Origin of the sequence: Synechococcus sp. CBW1004, assembly GCF_015840715.1 — a bacterium.
Classification (GTDB): domain Bacteria; phylum Cyanobacteriota; class Cyanobacteriia; order PCC-6307; family Cyanobiaceae; genus Cyanobium.
On sequence record NZ_CP060397.1, the window covers coordinates 2,136,150 to 2,159,193 of the forward strand.

A 23,044-nucleotide genomic window follows, 5' to 3' on the forward strand; every position below is an offset into this window, starting at 1 on the left:
ATCCGGCACCGTCCCCTCGCACAGACGCGCCGGTTCCCCGTACAGTTGCCACGTAACGCTTCGTTAAGCACCCTCATGACGATCGCTGCAGGTCGCCTGCCGCAGCGGGGATGGTTCGACGTCCTCGATGACTGGCTCAAGCGCGACCGCTTTGTTTTCGTGGGGTGGTCCGGTCTTCTGCTGTTCCCCACCGCCTATCTGGCGCTGGGCGGCTGGCTGACCGGCACCACCTTCGCCACCTCCTGGTACACCCACGGCATCGCCAGCTCGTACCTGGAGGGCTGCAATTTCCTCACCGCCGCCGTCAGCACTCCTGCTGACGCGATGGGCCACAGCCTGCTGCTGCTCTGGGGCCCCGAGGCCCAGGGCGACTTCGTGCGCTGGGTCCAGCTGGGCGGCCTCTGGCCCTTCGTGGCCCTGCACGGCGCCTTCGCGCTGATCGGCTTCATGCTGCGTCAGTTCGAGATTGCCCGTCTGGTGGGCATCCGCCCGTACAACGCGATCGCCTTCTCCGGCCCGATCGCGGTGTTCGTGAGCGTGTTCCTGATGTATCCGCTGGGCCAGAGCAGCTGGTTCTTCGCGCCCAGCTTCGGCGTGGCGGCCATCTTCCGATTCCTGCTGTTCCTGCAGGGCTTCCACAACTGGACGCTGAACCCCTTCCACATGATGGGAGTGGCCGGCATCCTGGGCGGTGCCCTGCTGTGCGCCATCCACGGCGCGACGGTGGAGAACACGCTGTTCGAGGACGGCGAGCAGGCCAACACCTTCCGGGCCTTCGAGCCGACGCAGGAGGAGGAGACCTATTCAATGGTGACGGCGAACCGCTTCTGGAGCCAGATCTTCGGGATCGCGTTCTCCAACAAGCGCTGGCTGCACTTCTTCATGCTGTTCGTGCCGGTGATGGGTCTGTGGACCAGCAGCATCGGCATCATCGGTCTGGCGCTGAACCTGCGCGCCTATGACTTCGTGAGTCAGGAGATCCGCGCGGCGGAGGACCCCGAGTTCGAGACGTTCTACACCAAGAACATTCTTCTGAACGAGGGCCTGCGCGCCTGGATGGCCCCAGCGGATCAGCCGCACGAAAACTTCGTCTTCCCTGAAGAGGTTCTCCCCCGCGGCAACGCTCTCTGATCAATTTCTCTCTTTGATCAGGACGGATTCTCTGTCGCTCGGTGATGCCAGCCCCACTTCGGTGGCAGGTTCCGATCCAACGATGAATTCGACACTGTGCCGGGTGGTTTCTGCCACCCGGCTTTTTTGTTGGCGTTTGCTTCACGCACGCACCGGTGTCACGGGTGGTGGTTGACCGGACCGGGGCGCCGGGTGCAGGGGCCGCGCTGATCTGCCAGGGCTGGGCCTGACGTTGGCTGCGCCGCAGGCCCTTGGGCCCTTTTGCCCCCCTGGAGGCCGGGGAGAAGGATCCTGGGCAGCCCAGCGGCTCAGCCGCCTGGATTCCGTTAAGATTCCGAGGTTCCGTCGACAGTGAAGTGGGCGTTTGTTGAGTCAGGACGATGATCGCTCCAGCGTCTGACCCGGCTGAGTTCCTCTCGGTTCCGGTCCGGACCTGACGGCATCATTCCTTGTCTCCGCTGAACGTCTGCAGCCTCATCCGTTCTGTTCGCAGGTCGTTGTCCTTGTCGCGTTTCCTTCGGGGATCGCCCTGCAGCGGCAATCCTGTTTCAGGCGGTTGGTTGGACCGCAGGCTTCGCCCGAAAGCTTCGCCGGTCGGCATTCATTCCCACTCAGGAGGTGTCCATGCAAGGCAGTTGTTCGTTCCAGGGTCTGCTGATCGCGGAGAACGCCGGCTGATACGGCGTTGGTGACCGGACGCCCCGACCCTTGGTCGCGGCTCACCGGGTTGTCCTCCTGATCAATACGGTTCCGCGCCAGAGCGGACCCGGCGAGAGCCCCCAGTGAGCTTCGGCTTGCTGGGGGCATCGTTTTTGTGGCGAGCCATTCCATTCCTCATCGTCGGGAGAGGACGTCGCGATCGCCTCTCCACCGCGCCTCCCTGCTCGTCCCCAGGCCCGAGGGCAGGGCCTGGTCCGGGCGTGAGGGAGCGGCGGTCCCGGTGCCGTTCTCAGCGGCGCTTCGGCTGCTCGGGGGCTGGAGCGCTCTCCAGCTGACGTTTCACCGACTCAATCGCGTCCGGCAGCACACCGGCCAGCGTCGGAACCCGCCACAGCTTTCCGGAGAGCACGGCGCTGAGTTCCGTGAGGCTGCGGGGAATCGGCTGCCGTCGCAGATCCGCCGGCAGCCTCGCCAGGGCCTCACCAGCGGCGCCCGGATTCCAGTCCGCCAGGGACACCACCGCTCGGTAGGCGGCCGGCCAGGGATTGTCGGGTTCCAGGGCCTGCAGGCGGCCGTACCAGCGGCCCGCCTCAACCGGGCGGTTGTTGAGGGTGGCCAGCAGCGCCAGGCTCCAGAGGGCGTCGCGATCGTCGGGTCTGCGCTGAAGCTCCTCCAGGGCCCAGCGGCGTACGCGCTGCTGGTAGAGGAAATGCCCATCGAGCTGGTGCTCGGGCCCGATCCGCTCGAACACCGCCGCCAGCCCTGCGGGTCCCTGCTCCAGGCCGCGGGCCAGGCGGATGAAGTCCCTGTCGAAGGGGGGAGCGGCCTGGCCCCGTCGCCGCCACAGCTCCACCTGCCGGCCCTCGCTCCAGGGCCAGCGGCCCACCGGCCCGAAGCGGTCGTCGCTGCGCAGCCGCAGGCTCAGTTCCCTCGATCCTGGCCGGTCGGTGCCCTGATCACCGCTGGCCAGCAGCAGCCACTCGGCCCGCTCCAGCACCAGCGGATGCTCGCTGCGGCGTCGGCCGAGACGCCGCCCTTCGATCCGCCCGCCGCCCATGCGGCCGTAGGTCGTCACGTTCTGTTCATTCAGCGATGGACTCCCCGGCACCACCAGCAGGGTGGTGGGGGCATCCCCCACCTCGGAGCGCAGCCGGGCGATCAGCGCTGGCAGGGGATTCGGCTCGCTCGATCGCAGGGCGGCCACGGCAGCGGTGGCGCTGGTGGTACCACTCGCCAGCAGGCCCGCTCCCAGCAGTGCGGCGCCGGTTCGGCCCCCGAGTCGTGCACACAGCCATCGTCCCAGCTGCCACCACCCCGCGGCCAGCAGCATCAGCAGCAGCGGCAGGACCGGCGCGATGTAGCGGGCGTCCTTGTTGGGGCTGAGGGTGGTCGCGAGCCAGCCGGCCACGGCGCAGCCCAACAGCCAGCCCCAGCCGGAGGGCGGGTCGAAGCCGACTGGCTCTCGCGCTGGCGCGGGGTCTTCGCCGTGCGGTGAGGTCCGGGGCTGGCTGGCCCTCAGTGGCCCGCCTGTGGCGCTGAGCCAGCGCAGCTCCGGCCACAGCCGGTTCCCCAGGGCCAGAACGAAGCCGAGCAGTCCCGCCGGCAGCACGATCGGACCGAGCTGCTGTGGCAGCAGTCGCAGGTACCAGAGCAGGGAGGCGACGCTGAAGACGGGGGGATCCCCCTCGCTGGCGGCGGATTCGAGGACGGCGCGGTTGGTGCCCCCCAGGGTCGTGATCCAGTTGTGGTGCAGCCAGGGCAGCACGACAGCCAGCACCACGGCCAGGGCCAGCAGCACCTGCAGGCGACGCCCCCGCCAGCGCAGTCCGGCGGCTGCGGCCCAGGCCGCGGGGAGCGCCAGCAGCAGCAGGGCGCTCTGCTTGACCATCAGCGCCGCCGCGATCGCCAGGGCCGCCAGCAACGCCTGCCGGAGATGGCCGCCGCGGGGGACGGTGGCCTGCCACCGCCCCAGCAGCCACAGGGCCAGGGTGGTGGCTGCCGTGAGCGGGATGTCGAGGGTGTAGTCCACCCGCAGGGCCATCAGCGCCGGGGACAGGGCCACCAGGGCGACGCAAAGCAGGGCGAAGCGCCGACCGCCCAGCTGCCGCCCCCACGCGGCCACCACCGCCAGCAGCAGGGCATGCCAGAGCGACAGGGACCAGCTGGCCTGGTCCGGGCTGTCGCCCGCCAGGGCCATGACGCTGCCGTTCACCAGCGACGCCAGTGGCGGAATCTTGGGAGAAAGGTCCAGCAGGGCTGCCCAGCCCTGCCAGGAACCGCTCAGGAATCCCAGGGCACGGCCGTGATCGAGGGCGCTGTTGAGATAGTCGGCCTGGTCCCAGCTGGGGATCCGTCCGTCACGGGCCAGCCAGAGGCGATCCCACGCCGTGGCCAGTCCCCACAGCGCGGCGACACAGGCCCACCAGCGCCACTCGCGAGGACCGCGCGCGGAGTCGGGAGCGGGGGCGGTGTCGGACATGGGCTGGGGCGGATCAGCCGCAGGAGCCTGAAGTGTGCCCGAGCGGAGCTTCTCATCCCGTGGCGCCTTGCCATGACAGGCTTCTCAGCGGCCATGTCGCCAGGTTGACCGCAGGCGTGCGTTCTTCCTTCTGGCACACCGGAGGCGGTATCTCCGGTGACATGCCCCGAACATGACGCGTGGCGCATTGCGCCCCATCGTGTGAGGTCCCCCCATGAAACTCTTCCAGCAATTGCTGGTTGCCCCGGCCGCCCTCGGGCTGCTGGCTCCTGTGGCCGTCAGTGCCGCCGAGCTCAACCTCAATGGCGTGAATCAGTACGCCGCTGACAGCCAGGAGCAGGTCACCAGCATCACCCAGTTCTCGGACGTGCGTCCGACCGATTGGGCTTACCAGGCTCTCTCCAACCTGATCGAGCGCTACGGCTGCGTCGCCGGTTATCCCAACGGCACCTTCAAGGGTGGCCAGGCGATGACCCGTTATGAGGCCGCCGCTCTGCTCAACGCCTGCCTCGACCGCATCAGCGAGGTGACCGATGAGCTGAAGAAGCTGATGGCCGAGTTCGAGAAGGAACTCGCCGTGCTGCGCGGTCGCGTTGATGGCCTCGAAGCCAAGGTGGGTGAGCTGGAGGCCAATCAGTTCTCCACCACCACCAAGCTGAAGGGTATCGCCACCTTCGTGATCGGCGCCAACAGCTACGGCGGCAGCGCTCAGGTCACCCCTCTGGGTGCGACGGTCAACAACGCCCTGTTCGGCACCGCCCTGGTCCCCGGCAGCGAGTTCGCTGACAACGCCCGTGCCCTGCAGGGCGCCACGGCGTTCAACTACGACGTTCGCCTGAACTTCGACACCAGCTTCACCGGTAAGGACCTGCTGCGCACCACCCTGCGTGCCGGCAACTTCGCCGATTCCCCCTTCGGTCAGCCCGTGGTGGGTCTGAACGCCCTGGAAGTCGGCTTTGAAGAGAGCTGCGGCGCCGGCGCTGACTGCGGTGACGTGGTCGCGATCAACCGCCTCTTCTACCAGTTCCCGATCGGTTCGAACTTCACCGCCACCATCGGTGGTCGTGTCCGTCAGGACGACATGCTGGCCCTGTGGCCCAGCGTGTACCCCGCTGACACCGTTCTCGACGTCTTCACCTACGCCGGTGCTCCCGGCACCTACAGCCTGAACCTCGGTGCTGGTGGTGGTCTGTGGTGGAAGAGCGGCAACTGGAGCATCAGTGCCAACTACGTCGCCGCCAACGGTGATGTGGGCAACCCTTCCGAGGGTGGCATCGGTACCAGCGGCTCCTCTGAGACCGGCACCGTTCAGCTGGGCTACGGCAGCTCCAACTTCGGTCTGGCTGTCGCCTACACCTACAGCAACGGCGCTGGTATCTACACCGGCAACGGCACGCCTCTGGCCGCCTTCGGGTTCGCCAACTCCGAGAGCGTGAACTCCGTCGGCATCAGCGGCTACTGGCAGCCCACCAACGCTGGCTGGTTCCCCTCGATCAGCGCCGGCTGGGGCATCAACAGCCACAACGCCGATGACAGCACCTTCGTCGGTGAGATCGTCGACGGCGCCACCACCCAGTCCTGGTATGTGGGTCTGCAGTGGGCCGATGCCTTCATCAAGGGCAACTCCCTCGGCATGGGTGTCGGTCAGGCCACCTTCCTGACCAACTCCGGCAACGACAGCAACCTCGAAGCCAACGACGGCAACTACGCCTGGGAGTGGTGGTACAAGTTCCAGGTCACCGACAACATCAGTGTGACCCCGGCTCTCTATTACCTGAGCGCTCCTCAGGGTCAACTCCAGAAGTCGGATAACGACTCCTTCAGCAACTTCGGCGGCCTGGTCAAGACCACCTTCCGTTTCTGATCGCAGTCGATCAAAGGGGTTGCTTCCCCAGCAACCCCAAGCACATCCTTGACCCGGCTGCTCTGCAGCCGGTTTTTTTCATGGCAAGCAGGATGTGGGCAGTGGCAATGCTGGTGATCTGGGCTACATCCTGGCGTGCTCTGTTCGGTGCGCTTCCGTGGAGTGATTCAGATAGATTCGCCTTTGGCTTCCCCCGGGAAGTCTTCCTCTTTTTGGTGTGAGGATTCGATGAAACCCTTCCAGAAGTTCCTGCTGGCCCCCGTGGTCGCGGGGCTTGCCTCTCCGCTTGCGGCCTCCGCAGGCGAGCTGAATCTGAGCGATGTCAATCGCTATGCACGCAGCAGCAGCGCTGCCCAGGTCACCAGCATCAGCCAGTTCTCGGACGTGCGTCCGACCGACTGGGCCTATCAGGCGCTCTCCAATCTGATCGAGCGCTACGGCTGTGTCGCCGGTTATCCCAATGGCACCTACAAGGGTGGCCAGGCGATGACCCGTTATGAAGCCGCCGCTCTGCTCAACGCCTGCCTCGATCGCATCAGCGAGGTGACCGATGAGCTGAAGAAGCTGATGGCCGAGTTCGAGAAGGAACTCGCCGTGCTGCGCGGTCGTGTTGACGGCCTCGAGGCCAAGGTGGGCGAGCTGGAGGCCACCCAGTTCTCCACCACCACCAAGCTCCAGGGCGACACGGTGTTCGTTCTCGGCGCCCCCGCCTTCGGTGGCAGCCAGGACGCTCCCTCCCAGGCCAGCGGTGCTGGCCGTAATGCCAATCGCTACGCGGCCACCAACCGCGAGAACTGGGGCGCCACCACGTTCAACTATGACGTGCGGCTGAACCTCAACACCAGCTTCACCGGTAAGGATCTGCTGTACACCCGTCTGCGGGCCGGCAACTTCGCGAACAGCGCCTTCAGCGGTCAGCCTTACAACCTGATGGCCCTGGATCGTGCTTACAGCACGAATGGTGAGAATGATGTTCTGGGCATCGATCGTCTCTACTACCGTTTCCCGATCGGTAGCTCGTTCACCGCTCTGATTGGCGCCAAGGCTCGTAATACCGAATTCCTGGCGATTCGCCCGTCATTCTATGACGCCGGTCTGCTGGACGTCTTTGCCCTCCATGGTGCTCCTGCGACCTATAACAAGGCCACCGGCGCAATGGGCGGCCTGATGTGGAAACAGAAGGTCAAGAAGGGTAATCCTTACTTCGCGATTTCCACCAGCTACGTCGCCCCCAACGGCGACAACGGCAATCCGAATGAGGGTGGCCTCTTCAATGATGCCAGCCGTGCCAGCTTCACCACCCAGATCGGTCTGGCTGCTCCCCAGTGGGCCCTCACCGCGGCGTGGCGTTACGGTCAGTGTGATGACAACATGACCCGTCGCGGCACCCAGTTCGCCCGTCAGCGGCTTGACTGTGCCTATGACGACGGCGGCTCCGCCTATTCCAACAACTTCGCGGTGACGGCAGCCTGGCAGCCCGTCACCACCGGTTGGATTCCCTCGATCAGCCTCGGCTGGGGCATCAGCTCGATCAATCAGGCCGATTTCGACGTCGACCAGGCTTACGGCAGCCCTAACAACATCACCCAGACCCAATCCTGGTCTGTTGGCCTTCAGTGGAAGGATGCCTTCGCGAAGGGTAATTCTCTCGGCATGGCAGTGGGGCAGCCCACCTTTGTCACCGCCCTCGAAAATAACGATGGCTTTGATGGTCCCAACGACGGCAACTATGCCTGGGAGTGGTGGTACCGGTTCCAGGTGACCGATAACATCAGCATCACCCCGGCTTTGTTCTACCTCAGCCGTCCCAACGGCCAGTACACCGCCAACGGCGAGACCAACAACGTCTTCGGCGGCCTGATCCAGACCCAGTTCAAGTTCTGATCGGATCCGTTCCGGCGCCGCGGCACGACGAACGGGCCTCACCGCCCTTCTTGGTCGCAGCCGCGTCGTTCTGCCCCGGTCCACGTGACCGGGGCATCCTCCCCCCACAGATCCACACGCTTCATGACCATCGGATGGCACCGCCTGCGGGCGGCTGCCCTCCACTCCTCACACGAACCGCGCCCGGCCGGCGCACCCCGCGGGCTCCTCACACCCGCCGCCCTCCGCTTGCGGAGGGTTTTTTCATGGCCGCTCTCCTTCCAGGTCAATGGCGTTGTGACGGCCGTGGGCCGCGGCGGCTGCGAGAGGATGACAGCAGCCCCAGCCGCCCTGTGCCCGCTTCCCGCTCCCGCGATGTTGATGCTCCGCTGGGGGGCGATCCCTACGCGGTGCTGGGTCTGACGCCACAGGCCACCAGCGCTGAGATCAAGGCCGCCTACCGGGCCCTGGTGAAGTGCCACCATCCCGATGCCGGTGGCGACGAGGAGCGGATCGTGGCCCTCAATGCCGCCTGGGAGGTGCTGCGCGATGAGCAGAGCCGACGCCGCTACGACGCCGCGCAGGAGGCATCGCGTCGGCCTCCCGCAGCCGGTGATGGCCTGGCGCGGCCGATGCAGGCCCGCAGGGGGGCTGCCGCGGACGCCCAGCTGCTCGCCTGGCTGCAGAAGGTCTACGCCCCGATCGACCGGCTGCTGGCTCAGGTGATCAACCCCTTCCCGCAGCAGCTGCGGGAGCTGTCGGCCGATCCCTACGACGACCGCCTGATGGAGGCCTTCTGCACCTTTCTGGAGGAGAGCCGCGCCCGGCTGGAGAAGGTCGATCAGCTCTACCGCTCCATGGCCGCACCGGCCAGTGCCCAGGGCTTCTCCCTGAGCCTCTACCACTGCCTCAGCCAGGTGCAGGATGCCCTGATCGAGCTTGAGCGCTACACGATGGGCTACGTGGACAGCTACCTGCGCGATGGCCGCGAGATGCTGCGGGAGGCCAAACGCCGCCGCACCCTGCTGCAGCAGGAGCGCCGCAGGCTCGAGATCTGAGTGCATGGCCGCTGCTGAGGACGCCCGGTAGGAGACAGATCAGCCCGGGAAGGCCTCGAGCTGATCCAGGCGCAGCCAGACGTCGGGGACGGGACGACGCCAGCGCAGCTGGGCGTAGTCGCCCTTCAGGGCCAGGATCTCGCCAGGTCCTTCCAGCACGTAGGGCGGCAGCTCCGGGTCACTGGCCAGAGCTTCGAGACTGCCCTCAAACGCCTCCTTCCTGAGCCTCACCAGCGCACCTTTCTTCAGTGACGGCTTGGGGCTGGCGGCGGCTTCTGTGGGTGCCGGGGTGGCGGGGGTCTCGGCCATGGGGAGCACTGCGTCCCAGCAACCTTAGGAGTTACGGGAAACCCCTGTCGGACCCAGGCATCCCGGGGTGTGGCTGCACGACTCGACGCCCCGGGGCTGAACCGAGCGGCCCCTGCCGTCCGATCGACGACGGAAAAGCATGATCCCTGCCCTTAGACTTCACCAACTCGACCCTGATCAGGTTCGCAGGCGGCTGGTGTTCGGCCACGTGTTCAGAATCCCTCGGGGTGCTCCGATCCATGCAGATTCCAGGTGCCATGGCGGTCAGCTCCTCGGCATCGGGCTCCACTCCTCAGGCCACCTTGATCTCGCTGACCGGGGTCAGCCTCGTCAAGCGTCAGCAGCGGCAACGCCGGCCCCAGCCGAGGATCGAGCCCTGGGTGTTCCGGGCCGAGCGCGAACTTGCGTTCTCCCCGGATGCTCCCACGGGTCTGGTGCTGCTCGATCGATCCCAGCAGCTTCGGCTGGCTGGGCCTGGCACCACCCCATCGCTGCTGGCTGGCTACGTCGTGGTCCGTGCCAGGCAACAGCTCAGGACCCGCTTCAGGGGCGGTCGTGAGTTCTATTTCGTGATTCATGGTGAGGGGCAGACCGTCTGTGGCGATCAATCTGTTTCCTGGCAAACCGGAGATGCCTTCTACTGGCCTGGTGGTCATGAACTGTCCCACCACGCCTCCTCGGACAGCCGCCTGTATGTGTTGACCGATCAGCCATTGGCTGATTTCCTTGGTCTGCAGTCGATGCAGCTCGTTGATCAGCCGCTTCACTACAAAGCAGCTGATATCAGAGAAGCACAAGACAGGGATTATCGGCAGACTGGCAAGAGTGGCGTGGTTCACTTCGGCCTTGATGATCGCATTGTCTACAGTTCATTTGTGCCTTGTTGGAAGTGGCTCAAGCCCGGTGAGGCGCAGCTGAGTCATCGCCATGCGGCTGTCGCTGTGCAGTTGTTCGTGTCGGGGCGCAACTGTTATTCAGTGATTGATGATCAGCGGGTCCAATGGGAGGACTACACGGTGGCGATCACTCCGCCAGGCAGCCTTCATTGCCATGGCAACGAAGGTGATGATGTTGGCGTCTATCTCGTGGCCCAGGATCTCCCGCTTTATCGATATCTCCGAACCTACTGGCATGAAGAGCCTGAAACGGACGTCTGCCTGCAGGACTGGCGTCAACCCGAAGCTCAATGACAGAACTCGCCGATACCCGATTCCGCACCGATCTCGTGGTGGCATCCACCCGCAGTGGGGCTGATGGCGTCAAGCAGGTGGTCGTCAGGGATCTTAGGGCAGGGCGTAGTTATCGCTTCGATCAGCGCGAATTCTTCCTGTGCAGAAACTGGAACGGAACCCAGAGCGTTGAGCAGATCGTCCAGGCCTTCGATCAACGATTTGGGGCTCGTATCAAGCCTTCTGATGTCAGGGCCTTTCTCATGGGACTGGCCTCGGAAGATCTGCTCGAGCCCTGTCCGACTCTGTCAGAGGCCTCGGCAGCATCCGCATCAACAGCGCCTTACGTCTGGTCGGTTGCGCTGCCCTCAAAGGCTCTGTTCGACCTGGCCTCCATCGCGCATCAGTTCAGTTGGTTGGGGCCCGTGATGCTCTGGGCAAGCCTGCCGGCGTCGTTTCTGGCAACAGGCACTCTCCTCCACAATCAGCGGATCCTGAATCACGACCTGAGCATGTTGTCCGCCATTCCGCTTACGCAGATGCTGGCGATGCACTTTGGCACCATGTGGGGCCTGCAGCTGGCCGCGATCTTTCTCCAGGCCCTTGTACTCGCCTACTTCGGCGGCCAGACGACACAGCTCGGTCTGCGGCTGGAGTGCGGGTTTCTTCCCGTCTTTGAGTCGACGATGGTCAACATCGAGCGCCTGACGCGCCGAGAGCAGCTCTGGGTCTTCGGCGTGCCGTTGCTGCTGCGTCTGATCGTCACGGCCGCTGCTGTCATCGTCTGGTTCAACGCTCGCCATTCCGGCTCGTCGTTGACCCAACTGGCGATCTTCATGGCGATCAGCAGTTTATTGCAGTTGGTCACCCAAGGGAGTCCTTTGTGGTATCGTGATGGCTACTTTTTTCTGGCCTCTTACCTGCGCAATCCCAGGTTGTTGCCGCAATCTCACTTGCTGTGGCTCATGTTGATCCAGCGTCGCCCTCTTCCGCATCTGCTGGCTCCGATGAAGGCGTTCTGGTTGGGATTGCTAGGGTTGACTTCGTTCGTATTCTCGGTGATTCTGATGATATTTCTGGTTCTTCTGTTCAGCCATAGCGTCGGTCAGCTGCTGTATGGGCTTCTCGGCAAAGCTGGAGCACCACTGGCGTTGATTGTTGTGTCCATCGTGTTTGTGCGATTCCTGGCAACCACCTACACGCAACTCACGGCGACGCTTCAATGACGCTTCCCTCCCTGGATCGGCCACCAGCTGCCATCGCCCCGAAGTCGGATGCGCCATGGTTCCTACCCAGCCGCAGGCGTGTCAATCGTTTTGTGCGTCAGCACAGGATCAGCCTTTCTGTCTGTGCTGGATTGGTTTTGATTGGCTGCCTTCCGTATACCTTGCGGCCGGGCGGAAAAGTTGAGCTTCTGCCTCTCGCTCAACAGAATATTCAGGTCAAGGTGAGTGGCAGGGTCAGTCGTGTCATGGTGGATGGTGGCAGCCGCGATGTCATTCAATCCGGCCGGGTGATCGCCACTCTGGATGTGCCCGATCTGGAAAATCAGCTGCAAACCACACGCAAGCAGATCGCAACCCAGAATGCCGGTATCCAGGTTGCTCAACGCCAGATCAAAGTGTCTGAAGAAGAGGTCTCGGTCACCCTGGCCGAGCTGGATACGGCCCGCGTGCGCGCACGCTTCAGCCGCAAAGCCTATGAGCGCTATCGGGATCTTTACCGTGAGGGCGCAGTTTCGATGCAGCAGGTTGAGGATTATCAGAAGCAGGCTGAAACAGATGCCTCCAATCTTCTTGAATTGCAGGCCACGGTGCAGCAGAAGCAGCAGCAGCGCCAGCAGTCTGAGGAGAAGATCAAGGTGGCTCAGGGCGAGTTTCAGCGCTTGAATGAAGAGCTGAAGTTCGCGACGGACGAGCTGAATCGTGCTCGTGTCACCATGCCATTTGATGGTGTGATTGTTGATCATCGTCTCAAGGATAAGGTGGGAACTTATCTTGAGAAGGGAAGTACATTTGCTACGGCTGAAGAGGCCAATACCGATGTCCTTAGGGCGCGGGTTCAGGTTTCAGAGGTCGTCGCTGATCGGCTCAAGGCTGGCCGTCCTGTCGAAGTCAAGCTGATGGCCTTCCCGGATGATCCCATCCGAGGCACAGTGGTCGCCGTCGAGCCCAGCATTCATCTGCTGGAAACCGAGCAGAATCGCTCGCAGGACACAGGCAACATGATCACCGTTGCCCAGCTCAATGCCGGGCGGCTGCTTGGCGTGATCATCAAGCTTCCCAATCAGAATGGGAAACTGCGGCCGGGCATGAGTGGCTACGCGAAAATCCAAGGTGACACGGTGCCTGTTGCCGTCGCGTTTAGCCGCGCATTGGCCCGATTCTTCAACATTGAGGTGTGGTCGTGGCTGCCGTAGACACCTCACAGGTTTCCTCTGCAGGGCTTCATGCCCACCAGTCGACATGCCAGCAGATGGATATCGCTGTTGTCGGCATGTCGGCACTGTTCGCCAAGGCTGATGGCCTCAAGAAGTATTGGCAGAACATCTGCAATGGCGTCGATGGAGTGACGGCGGCCAGTCCTGAATGGCTGCGCGACTCCTTCGATCCAACGTCCAGTGAGAATGATCGCCTCTGCACCGATAAAGGCGGCTTTCTGCACGATCTGGCGCGCTTCAATCCAGTCAGATACGGGATCATGCCGCGTGCCATCGATGGTGGTGGCCCCGATCAGTACCTGGCCATCGAACTGGTCTCCCAGGCCCTGGCAGATGCCGGATATGGCTCAGCGTCCCCGGGGCTGCGACCCTTTGATGGCGAGAGGACCGCGCTCATCCTCGGCTACGGCAGCTACATGAACAGGGGGTTCGCCAATCTTCTCCAGCACGGTCTTGTGGTGGATCAGACCATGGATCTGCTGCAGCAGCTCGCTCCTCAGCTGGATCAGGCCACACTGGAGAGCGTGAAGCAGGGACTCAAGGCCAGTCTGCCCCCGTTCACTGCCGAGATGTGCCCTGGACTGGTCCCCAACAACGTGACAGGGCGCGTGGCCAATCGGCTCGATCTGATGGGGCCCAACTATGTGGTGGATGCGGCCTGTGCGTCTTCTCTGATCTCCGTTCATCTCGGAATCGAGGAGTTGCGGCAAGGCCGCTGCGATCTTGCGATCGTCGGCGGCGTGAACGCATCAACGCCAGCTCCGATCTCGTTGATCTTCAACCAGTTGGGTGCTCTGACACGCAAGGACATTCGCCCTTTCGATGAAGCGGCGAGCGGTACGTTGCTTGGAGAGGGGCTTGGCATTCTGGTGTTGAAGCGTCTCGCTGATGCCGAGGCGGATGGTGATCGCATCTATGCCGCGATCAAGGGGGTCGGATCGGCGAGCGATGGCAAAGCCCTCAGCAGTGTGGCGCCGCGTCTGGAAGGGGAAGCTCTGGCCATGCGCAGGGCCTATGCCGACACGGGAATCGACCCGCGGACGATCGGTCTCGTCGAAGCGCACGGCACCAGCATCCCTCTCGGCGATCGAACGGAGATCGCCTCGCTGCGCTCGGTGTTCGGAGATCGTTCGCAGGCCCCGCACTGCGCCCTTGGTTCGGTGAAATCGATGGTGGCGCACTGTACCACTGCGGCTGGGGCAGCTGGATTGATCAAGACGATTCTGGCTCTATATTATAAGGTTCTGCCGCCAACAATCTGTCAGCGTGTCAACCCAGATCTTCAGATCGAGGCGACACCTTTCTACATCAACAACCGAACCCGTCCGTGGATTCATGGCAATCCTGCCCATCCTCGGCGAGCTGCGGTCAATGCATTTGGATTCGGTGGCATCAATGCCCACGCGATTCTTGAGGAGTATCGGCCTGCCTCAGGTGATCCAGACGTGCAGCTGTACAGCTGCTGGCCGACTGAACTGGTTCTGCTGACGGCACCGACTGCAGCTGGATTGCACCAGCGCATTCAGGCCTTGCTCGCTCATCTGGAAGCGGCCTCTGATCAGGGCTGTAGTCCTGATCTCGCCGATGTTGCCTACACATCGGCCCGGGATGTCACCGGCTCATGCCGCCTCGCGATCGTGACTCACGATACCGATGACCTGAGGGATAAGCTGACCACAGCGGCTCAGAAGCTCGAGAAGCCGTTGCAGAAGTTCAAGACCAGGAGCGGCATCTTTTACGGTGAAGGGTCCAGTCCAGCAGGGAAAAGTGTGTTCCTTTTCCCTGGTGAGGGAGCGCAGTATCCAGATATGCTGGCTGATCTCTGTATCTATTTCCCGCAGATCAGGCGCTGGTTTGATCTGCTCGATCAGGCCCTGGGATCCCCCGATCGTCCCGCTCCGAGCAGTGCCATCTTTCCGCCTCCCACCAGCACCACGGAGGCTGAGCAGCAGGCGGCCAGTGCTCGTCTCCATGGCATGGAGGTCGGCCCTGCGGCCGTTTTCGTGGCCAGCATGGCCCTGCATGAGCTGATCCGGTCGTTCGGCCTCAAGGCTGACGCCATGGTCGGCCATAGCAGCGGCGAAAACTCCGCGCTCACCGCCTCAGGCATGGTGACCTATGAGCAGCAATCTCATCTGATCGAGAAGATGGGTGATTTCGATCGCATCATCCGTCAGGCGGAGGCGGGGGGCCTGGTGCGTGTCGGCGTTCTGCTCGCGGTGGGTGGGATTGATCTTGACGCCATCCACGAGGCGATAGCTCCTTACGGAGATGATGTGGTGATTGCCATGGACAACTGCAGTCATCAGGCCATTGTGTTCGGGCCGCCTCAGCCGATGGAGGTGCTTGCAGATCTCTTCAGGGAGAAAGGCGGCATCTGCATGGAGCTCCCATTCAACAGGGCTTACCATACGCCCCATTTTGCTGAGGTTGCCCAGGCCCTTCGTCAGTTCTACGACAGCTTCCCGTTCCAGGTCCCCACAACACCGGTCTATAGCTGTGCCTCCTGTGAGCGATTCCCAGATGAGCCGTCGAAGATGCGTGATCTGGCTGCTCATCAGTGGATGGCTCCTGTTCTGTTTCGTGACCTGATTCAGAAACTCCATGCGGACGGTTTCAGACAGTTCATTGAAACCGGACCCAGTTCCAATCTCACTGCATTTGTCACCGATATCCTGCGCGGCCACAAGGACAGCCTTTCCGTTGCCAGTAATAACCGCAACAAGTCTGGTCTTGAACAGCTCCAGCTCATGCTCGGCCAGCTGTTCGTCAGCGGTGTCGAGCTGGATGTGACTCCCCTGTTCAGCCGCCGTCAGCTTCAGCATCTGACATTCGAGGCCGCGCCCACTGTCACGGATCTTCCACCGTTGCTGTCGACCGCGTTGCCTGTGGCGACTCTGCCTGCCGACCTCATTGCGATGCTCCACAGCCGACTGTCGACCACGCATGTGGGGGCACCCCAGGCGGGATCAGCGAGCGGGGCTCAGCTGGTTGCGGATGGCCTCCTGGATCCGGCCCAATGGCCCCTGCTTGGCCGGGTCGTGGCCCGCTCTGCCGATCGACTCGCCTGTGAGCGACGCTTCAGCCTCAGTGAGGATCCATTTCTCGAGGATCATGTCTTTGGTGGTCCACTCTCCGCTCATCAGACGGAGCTCAAGCCACTGCCGGTCATCCCGCTCACCTTCAGCCTGGAAATGATGGCGGAGGCTGCCAGTGCCCTGGCTGGGCCAGGCCTTGAGGTGGTGAGCCTTCATAACCTGCGTGGCTATCGCTGGCTTGCACTCGATCGCGGCGATCTCTGTCTACGTGTCGAGGCCCAGCAGGCAGGCAAGGTTGGCGAATTCGTCACCATTCAGGCGCGTATCTTCCAGATCGATGCCGGTCGCGAGCCGATCCTGGTCTTTGAAGGTGATGTGCGCCTCTCTGCAGGTGTGCCGGTTGCTCCCATCGCTTCCACGTTCCAACTCAGCGAACCTCTGTTGCCAGCTCTTGTGGACGAGGATCTCTATCGCACCTGCATGTTCCATGGTCCACGCCTTCAGGGCGTCCGGCATCTGCGCCAGTGGTCTCTGGATGGAATCGAAGCGGATCTGCTCGTGTTGCCTGTTTCTCAGTTCTTCCGAGCAACCAGCCAACCCCGATTCATCCTTGATCCCGGTCTGCTCGACGCCGCCGGTCAACTGGTGGGCTACTGGATCTCGGAGCAGTGGGGCCCCGCAGATTCCTACTGCTTCCCATTCCAGATCTCAGATCTGCATTGCTACGCTCCGCCACTTCCTGCCGGAACGCAGGTTCTCTGTCGTTGCTGGCTGAGCTTCACCAGCGAACACCAGATCCAGGCTCATTTCGAGTTGCTCGACTCCAGCGGTTCGCTGCTGGTTCGTATCCAGAACTGGACCGATATCTGTTATCAGGTCCCACGCAACAACTTCTATCCCTGCCGCCTCCAGCCGAGCACTGAATATCTTTCAGTCCCTTATCTGCAGGCTGAGACGGGCACCTTCTGCAGGCTGGTCGCACCTTTCCCTGATCATTTTCTGGACAAATCATGGGGTATCTGGTGCCGAATGCTGGCTCATCTCATGTTGTCCCAGCCCGAGCGTGATGCGTGGTACCTGCTCCCTGAGGGCGGCCCCCGTCGCAGCGAGTGGTTGCTTGGTCGGATTGCGGCCAAGGATGCAATCCGCCAGTGGGCGTTGCAGCTGCATGGTGTCGCTCTGGCCCCTGTCGATATTCAGATCTGCGCTTCCCCGGAAGGACAGCCCTATGCTGTTTGCCCCCTGTTGGATGGATATATGCTGCCCTCGCTCTCGATCAGTCACAGCCAGGGTCATGCTCTTGCTGTCGTTGCACCTTCCGGCCAACCAATCGGTGTCGATCTTGAGCGACGTTCAGCCGCACCTGATTTTGATCTGCTGGCTGATGCCTATAGTGACGCAGAACGGTCATTGCTGTACCAGCTTGAGCCAGAATCCCGGTCTCTTGCCATGCTCGGAATCTGGTGTGCCAAGGAGGCTGCATCCAAGGCCCATGGCACTGGGCTGCAGGGCGATCCCTACAGCTGGGAACTGCAGCACTACACCACTGATTTCAGTCAATGTTGGTTGAGCCATGCGGGTCAGTCGTTCGAGGTACGCATCTGGTACACAGAGGATGACGTTCTGGCTGTCTGTCTGCTCTGATCAGCGAGAGATGCCCGCCCCTCAGCACCTGAAGCCCGCTCCCTGAGCTCGGTTCTCCTGCGGCTCAGCCGTCTGGATCTGTGGCGGGGTCACCGCTTGCCACCGAGGAGGGAGAGCTTCCGTCGATCTGGCTTCGATCGACCCGTCCTGTGGACATCCCGTGTCGAACCTGGAGTTGCCGCGCCGTTTCCACCATCGGCCGGTTGAGTGCCTCACCATCCAATGTCACTTGAATGGCTCTTCGGACCCGTTGGCAGAAGGCCGATAGCTTGTCCACATCAGCGAGCTTCGGCACATAGTGCCGGACATCAAAGGCGGGCAGGAAGGCTATGTGATACGAGACCTTGTTCGGATTGTTGATTGGGGTGACAAACACGATCGGCCCTCGATTGACATCGATCCGCAACCTGCTTTCGTGTGGCCCCAGCACGGCAACCGGCACAATCAGGGCTTCGGCGATCCATGCCATCTTTGCGAATCCCCAGAAGAAGGGGCGTGTCTGATAGGGAGGCACCGAGTCTTCTCCCTCTGGATACATCAAGACATCCTCATCCATGTCAAGCAGCTGGATGCCATTTTCAAGCGTCAGAGGAACACACCCGAGCGGCTCAAAAATCTGCCGGTGACGCACAAATGCCAGTTCATCCTGATAGTATTCCAGCCCCATCAATGGTCTGACTGTCTTGCGTCGATAGTGATGCAAGACGTGGCTCAGCAGCAGCACAGTCTCCGGAACCGCGCAAGCGTTGGCGATCAGCGGTGTTCCTGTGTGATTGCAGACAAAGATGATTGGCTTGCCGGTCTTTGGTAACTTCTCGATGCCCGTTACTTTGAGTGCGTGAAAATCAAAGGCATAGTCAAGAAAACCAGGTGCCGCCTTCGAGAGGTCGATTTTCTGTTTGAGGGCTTTGAGTTGCGCCTTGTCAAGTTGAAAGGGATCTGGCTTGAGAGGCTTTCGACGCACATAACTGGGTTTTCGATCCTCTTCCGCTACCATTCGCCCCATTGATCGTGATCTCATCTTAGTCAGAGGTGACGCCATCAGGCGTTGCGCCTGAGCCGTTGCACATCCTCGTCACGCAAGGGCTGCTGTGTGGCGTGGCTGAGATGCCCCAGCCACACTTCGGTTCCACCGCGTGGGTTTTCAATGTAGTGCCATTCACCATTCTCCTTCACGGCCACCTTGGGGCTGAAGGGATTCACGGTTCCAACTGCGAGGCCAATCGGCGTGGGCAGAAGTTTCCGGATGCCGACATTGTATGGATTCTCGAATCCAGTTTTTGTTACGGGTTCCCAGTGATCCCCATCTTGGGTTCTCCAGAGGTCGGCACCTCCTTCCTTGTTAACAATCTCTTCGACTCCTCCTTGGGCGTTGATCACCAGGTTGCGGATTGCAGCTGCCCAGCGATCTGTCGGTGCATACCGCAAATACACGCTCCAGTCCATCGTGGATAGATAGAGATGATCTTCGTATTCGTACATCTGCCATAGATAGCCATTGAAATAGTTGTCCAGTCCCTGTGACAGGCCGCTGGTCGGAATCTTGAGGCCATGGGGGGTGAGTCTGGCTGTTCCGACGACAAGATCCCAGCTGTCATCTGGATAGATTCGGATCACCTCGCCAGCTGCAGGCCCGATCTTGTTCTTGCGGTCGTAGCCACCGTCTTGTATGCCCGTGCAGGCATAAAGAGCACCTTTGAAAGGGTGCATCCAGATGACGCCTTGATTGAATTTACCGCGATAGGCCCCCAGTCGCAGCACGTTCTTCCATTCATAGGGAGCATCGCCTTCCCCGCGGGTTTTCCAGATCTGGAAGCCGCTGACGACATTGAATGTGCTGGCGTATAGATGGTTGTTGAATGCTGTCACAAAAAAGACGACGGTATTGTTTTCGTCGCCGAACTTCGATGTGCTCACCGGTCGCCACTTCCCCTTGGCTGGATCATCCGATTCGTAGACGATGGGTGATGCGCTTGAGTTCACCACGCTATTGATAAACTTCGACTGATCTACTTTTTTCTGGACTCCGCCAATCGGAGAGGTATAGATTTTACCGTTGAACACTTCCAGGAATCGAAATGAGTTCAGACCGACAAGGCCCAGGCCCATGCCTGGATCCGTCACGGGAACAAACTCACGACCATCTTCTGAGCGAAGAATCACGGGCCCGGTGCTTCTTGCTGGGCTCAGTGTGCAGACATACAGAGCTGGCTTACGATCACTCTTTCCCTGAAAAACCGCCATTCCGCGATAACCCACCTCGCGGGGAACCTCCTGGCCGAACCGTCCCATCACAATGGGGGCCTGATAAGCCAGATCCCAACGATCAGTCTCTGGTGTGTAGCACCAGATCTGTGCACGAATGTCCAGCGCGAATGGATCCTCCGGAATCGGGATCGGGAATGGTTTCATCTGCGGAGGGGGTGTCCGCAGATTGATGAAGATGAGGCTACCGCGCATTGTGCCGCAATAGAGCTTTCCTTCAAACCACGCCATCGAATAAAGGTAATCACTATGCGTCTGCTCCCAGCCATTCAGTGACAGACATCTGAAGTGCTTTCTGTGCAGCCCGCCAAGATCCTTGCTGTTTTGATTGTTCTCAGGTTCTGTTGTCACGCGACCGATGCCTCAGCTGGATTCGTCTGCCATGTTTGATCCCACAAAACGCCAGTCTCCAGCCTGTGCACAGAGCTGCTCTGATCACTTGCCCTCACGCTAGCAGAAATCCTGTTGCTGGAATCGCCTGGATGGCGCCCCAGCCGACTCGTGCCCGCTTGTTGCCGCTCAGAGGATGTTCTGATAGAACTCACGCAATGCCGTATTCAAGGACTCTGGTTTTGTTGTGGGGAAGAAATGTCCGGCATTGGGAATGATCCATGAGTTCAGGTCAGGCCACACGTCCTGAAGTGCCTTGTGTGTCGCCAGCGTTTGTGACTCAGCTCCGTAAACTGCGGCTACCGGGCATTGAATCGACTTCAGCTGTGCAAGTGTCTTCTCATCTGGCTTGCTCATTTCTGCCAACGCCGTCGTCGACTCCAACAACCTCAGCAGTTGACCAGCAGCCCGCCGTCCACCTGCCCCCGTGAAGGTGAAGCCGGCCAGTAACGACCCCGACAATCGCTTCATCAACTCTTCGCCTCGATCTGCCGCAAGCCATTGCAGTCTTGCGATTTCACGGAGCAGTTGATAGCTGATTTCGCCTTCCTCAGGTTTTAGGACAATTCCCAGTTCATCCAACACCGGTTTCACCGCTTCCCAGTGGGGCCAGTCAGCCAGTGTCATCGTTGGTTGGAACAGTTTGAGACGGGCATCCACGAACGTGAGGCTCGCAGCCCGATCAGGATGACTTGCTGCGAACTCAGCCATCACGGCCCCACCGAGGCTGTGGCCAACCAGATGCGGTGCGCCAATCTCGAGATGATCAAGCAATGCTTCCAGATCACCGGCGAGATCCTGCATCCGATAGCCATGTTCCGGCATGGAGCTTCTCCCGTGTCCACGCAGGTCAAACATCGTGACCCGAGCGAAGTCACTGACAGCCGGCGCGATGTTGAAATACCAGAAGCCCAGGTTGGCGCCTAACCCATGAATAAAGACGATATCGGGCACGTCCCCTATCCCTTGACTTTCTGGGATGAGCTGCAAATAGTGAACTCTGACTGGCCCAAGGGTGATGAATGGCACGGCTTCTCTGGCAGGGCTCAGGGTTGTTTGATGCTGTACATCGGGCCAATTCCGTATTTGACTCCCATCTCGCGCAACCTGTTGACCGCCTCATCGGTCTCAATGCCGAATGCCAGCGTTTCCACTTCTTCTGAGTGCATTTGCTGCAACATCCCAGCCATGGAGGCATCGTTCAATATGCTGCTGCACGAGAATCTAAGCAGCCTTGCATTTCCTTGATCAACCAGTCGGCATTGTTCGCTGCCAGCCGACTCGGCTGTCACAGCCAGTCTGATCATGAGGCGTTCCATCCCCGCCCGATTCTCCAGCCATGCCGTGTCAGACCAATCGATCACGTCGTTCGAGATGCCTGGGATGATGACTGATACCGGCAATTGGAATGCTCCCGCAGCCAGGCTCATCTGTTCGCAGAGTGTCTGATCGAGCAGCTGTTGTTTTGTCAGCTCAATGCAGACAAAGCCATCGCTTCCGAGTGTGCTGCCGAGATGCCTGCATGCAGCTCCCATCAGCCACCAGCCCAGAGGGCGTGACAACCGCCTCCCTTCCATCTCTTTCGCGAACTCCTGGTCTTGGATCATGGTTTTGAGTTGATCCTGCCAGTTCACCCGGGCTTCCCATCCGACGATCCGGCCATCCTGCAGGTCAACCACCGGTCGTGCATCAAGGCTGAATTGCAGTCTTGCGAGGTTTTCCAGCAGGAATCCCCCGCCTTCACTTCCCTCCCAGCGTCGCTGTTGTTGGTCGTCTGCGCGGATCTGCTCGTCGATTTCCCAGGATCCCAGGAAGCAGTCCATGGCTGCCTGATCATCGCCCTCTCTGATTTGAATCACTCCCTTCAGTCTTTGTTGTCGTGCAGCCAATCTCCGGAAGTCGGTTGTTGTGCTTTCGGCTTCCCTGGCCGCTTCTACATTCCCCGTAGCAAGAAAGGCCGTCATCATATCAAGTTGGGCCGGACCCGTTGTCCCGATGATCAACGGATAATCGGCTCGTAGTCGCTCCAGTACAACGCGTGCCTCATCGTATCGATGGCAACTCAGCAGCAGATCTGCCTGCTTCGGCTTCACCACTGGAGCCTGAGGACTCCCCGCAGGCACATGTTCGAGCAGCCTGATCGCATCGTCCCAGCGTCTGGCTTTCCGGTAGACCTCGGCAAGTGGCAATTTCGCCTCGATCAGTTCGGGCACCATTTCCAGTGCCTTCTGAAGCTGCATCTCGGCTTCCTGGAGTTGATCGCATTGCAAGGCGATCTTCCCCAGTCCAACCATGGCCGCATCTGACCTTGTGTCGATCGCCAGCGCCGCCTTGAAGCCTTCAACCGCTTTGTCGAGCTCTCCACGATGGAGATGCAGCCGAGCAAGAGCCAGCAGCGGCTGGGCCGAGAGAGGATCCACCCGTGCCGCATTGGTGAATGCTTCCTCGGCTTTCTCGTAGTCGTGTTTGCGGCTGTATATCTTGCCTAGTGCAAGATGAATATGTGCCAGTTCAGGGGCCTTCGCAAGAGCTGCTTGAAATTCTTCAACCGCCGCCTCCAGCTGCCTGGATTGCAGCAGCGCCTGGCCCATCAATAAGTTTTCTTCGAGCGTTGGCTCAAGCGCCATGATGTCTGTTGTGAACTCCACGGTTGCAGTGTTTCTATGCTTTCGTGCTCACAACCTACCAGAGCAGGTCTTTCCCCAGGCCAAGCGGTTGCCAACCACCAGGGCAA

At 61.1% G+C, this 23,044-nt stretch carries 14 protein-coding genes; 8 read left to right on the forward strand and 6 right to left on the reverse strand.

Features of this window, described 5'->3' with window-relative positions; translation table 11 throughout:
* The first annotated feature begins 75 nt into the window (after positions 1–75).
* Positions 76–1,131 carry a photosystem II D2 protein (photosystem q(a) protein) gene (gene psbD, locus H8F25_RS10220; protein ID WP_197210327.1) on the forward strand — a complete coding sequence of 352 codons (1,056 nt, stop codon included), beginning with the start codon at positions 76–78 and terminating at the stop codon, positions 1,129–1,131.
* Positions 1,132–2,080: 949 nt separating this feature from the next.
* Here psbD and H8F25_RS10225 read toward each other — a convergent pair.
* Positions 2,081–4,270 carry a glycosyltransferase family 39 protein gene (locus H8F25_RS10225; protein WP_197210328.1) on the reverse strand — a complete coding sequence of 730 codons (2,190 nt, stop codon included), beginning with the start codon at positions 4,268–4,270 and terminating at the stop codon, positions 2,081–2,083.
* A 214-nt stretch (positions 4,271–4,484) separates the two neighbouring features.
* Between H8F25_RS10225 and H8F25_RS10230 the strand changes: the two genes are divergently transcribed.
* The 3 genes from H8F25_RS10230 (at position 4,485) to H8F25_RS10240 (ending at position 9,055) form a co-directional block, all read left to right on the forward strand.
* Positions 4,485–6,134 (forward strand): iron uptake porin, encoded by a 1,650-nt coding sequence (locus tag H8F25_RS10230; protein WP_197210329.1) that lies wholly within the window; start codon positions 4,485–4,487, stop codon positions 6,132–6,134.
* Positions 6,135–6,362: 228 nt separating this feature from the next.
* Positions 6,363–8,018 (forward strand): iron uptake porin, encoded by a 1,656-nt coding sequence (locus H8F25_RS10235; RefSeq protein WP_197210330.1) that lies wholly within the window; start codon positions 6,363–6,365, stop codon positions 8,016–8,018.
* Positions 8,019–8,350: 332 nt separating this feature from the next.
* On the forward strand, positions 8,351–9,055 hold the full coding sequence (locus H8F25_RS10240; RefSeq protein WP_231596755.1) for a DnaJ domain-containing protein: 705 nt from the start codon (positions 8,351–8,353) through the stop codon (positions 9,053–9,055).
* A gap of 39 nt (positions 9,056–9,094) precedes the next feature.
* Here H8F25_RS10240 and ndhO read toward each other — a convergent pair whose 3' ends face one another.
* On the reverse strand, positions 9,095–9,364 hold the full coding sequence (gene ndhO, locus H8F25_RS10245) for an NAD(P)H-quinone oxidoreductase subunit O (protein ID WP_197210332.1): 270 nt from the start codon (positions 9,362–9,364) through the stop codon (positions 9,095–9,097).
* Between the two features lie 257 nt (positions 9,365–9,621).
* Between ndhO and H8F25_RS10250 the strand changes: the two genes are divergently transcribed.
* Genes H8F25_RS10250 through H8F25_RS10265 form a run of 4 tightly spaced genes read left to right on the forward strand, consistent with a single transcriptional unit; the run spans position 9,622 to position 17,655 of the window.
* The gene (locus tag H8F25_RS10250; RefSeq protein WP_231596756.1) at positions 9,622–10,554 is read left to right on the forward strand and encodes a cupin domain-containing protein; all 933 of its coding nucleotides are present in this window, start codon (positions 9,622–9,624) and stop codon (positions 10,552–10,554) included.
* Positions 10,551–11,759 (forward strand): hypothetical protein, encoded by a 1,209-nt coding sequence (locus H8F25_RS10255; RefSeq protein WP_197210334.1) that lies wholly within the window; start codon positions 10,551–10,553, stop codon positions 11,757–11,759. The genes H8F25_RS10250 and H8F25_RS10255 overlap by 4 nt, the downstream gene beginning before the upstream one ends.
* Complete coding sequence (locus H8F25_RS10260; protein ID WP_197210335.1) at positions 11,756–12,952, forward strand: HlyD family secretion protein; 1,197 nt, start codon at positions 11,756–11,758, stop codon at positions 12,950–12,952. Before H8F25_RS10255 ends, H8F25_RS10260 begins: the two co-directional genes overlap by 4 nt.
* Before the next feature lie 56 nt (positions 12,953–13,008).
* The gene (locus H8F25_RS10265; protein ID WP_197210336.1) at positions 13,009–17,655 is read left to right on the forward strand and encodes a type I polyketide synthase; all 4,647 of its coding nucleotides are present in this window, start codon (positions 13,009–13,011) and stop codon (positions 17,653–17,655) included.
* Positions 17,656–17,719: 64 nt separating this feature from the next.
* Here H8F25_RS10265 and H8F25_RS10270 read toward each other — a convergent pair whose 3' ends face one another.
* From H8F25_RS10270 to H8F25_RS10285, 4 genes are all read right to left on the reverse strand, one after another.
* Positions 17,720–18,697, reverse strand: a complete 978-nt coding sequence (locus H8F25_RS10270) for a 1-acyl-sn-glycerol-3-phosphate acyltransferase (RefSeq protein WP_231596757.1) — start codon at positions 18,695–18,697, stop codon at positions 17,720–17,722.
* Positions 18,697–20,271: a hypothetical protein gene (locus H8F25_RS10275; protein WP_197210338.1), complete on the reverse strand. Its 1,575-nt coding sequence runs from the start codon at positions 20,269–20,271 to the stop codon at positions 18,697–18,699. Before H8F25_RS10275 ends, H8F25_RS10270 begins: the two co-directional genes overlap by 1 nt.
* A 168-nt stretch (positions 20,272–20,439) precedes the next feature.
* Entirely contained in the window at positions 20,440–21,339 is a 900-nt protein-coding gene (locus H8F25_RS10280; protein ID WP_231596758.1) for an alpha/beta fold hydrolase, read from the reverse strand.
* Positions 21,340–21,356: 17 nt separating this feature from the next.
* Entirely contained in the window at positions 21,357–22,958 is a 1,602-nt protein-coding gene (locus tag H8F25_RS10285; protein ID WP_197210340.1) for a tetratricopeptide repeat protein, read from the reverse strand.
* Positions 22,959–23,044 lie beyond the last annotated feature (86 nt).

Bases quoted from the DNA above. Each gene is read 5' to 3' on its own strand.
- psbD (WP_197210327.1), top strand. From the start codon at position 76: ATGACGATCGCTGCAGGTCGCCTGCCGCAGCGGGGATGGTTCGACGTC.
- H8F25_RS10225 (WP_197210328.1), bottom strand. From the start codon at position 4,270: ATGTCCGACACCGCCCCCGCTCCCGACTCCGCGCGCGGTCCTCGCGAG.
- H8F25_RS10230 (WP_197210329.1), top strand. From the start codon at position 4,485: ATGAAACTCTTCCAGCAATTGCTGGTTGCCCCGGCCGCCCTCGGGCTG.
- H8F25_RS10235 (WP_197210330.1), top strand. From the start codon at position 6,363: ATGAAACCCTTCCAGAAGTTCCTGCTGGCCCCCGTGGTCGCGGGGCTT.
- ndhO (WP_197210332.1), bottom strand. From the start codon at position 9,364: ATGGCCGAGACCCCCGCCACCCCGGCACCCACAGAAGCCGCCGCCAGC.
- H8F25_RS10250 (WP_231596756.1), top strand. From the start codon at position 9,622: ATGGCGGTCAGCTCCTCGGCATCGGGCTCCACTCCTCAGGCCACCTTG.
- H8F25_RS10255 (WP_197210334.1), top strand. From the start codon at position 10,551: ATGACAGAACTCGCCGATACCCGATTCCGCACCGATCTCGTGGTGGCA.
- H8F25_RS10260 (WP_197210335.1), top strand. From the start codon at position 11,756: ATGACGCTTCCCTCCCTGGATCGGCCACCAGCTGCCATCGCCCCGAAG.
- H8F25_RS10265 (WP_197210336.1), top strand. From the start codon at position 13,009: ATGGATATCGCTGTTGTCGGCATGTCGGCACTGTTCGCCAAGGCTGAT.
- H8F25_RS10270 (WP_231596757.1), bottom strand. From the start codon at position 18,697: ATGGCGTCACCTCTGACTAAGATGAGATCACGATCAATGGGGCGAATG.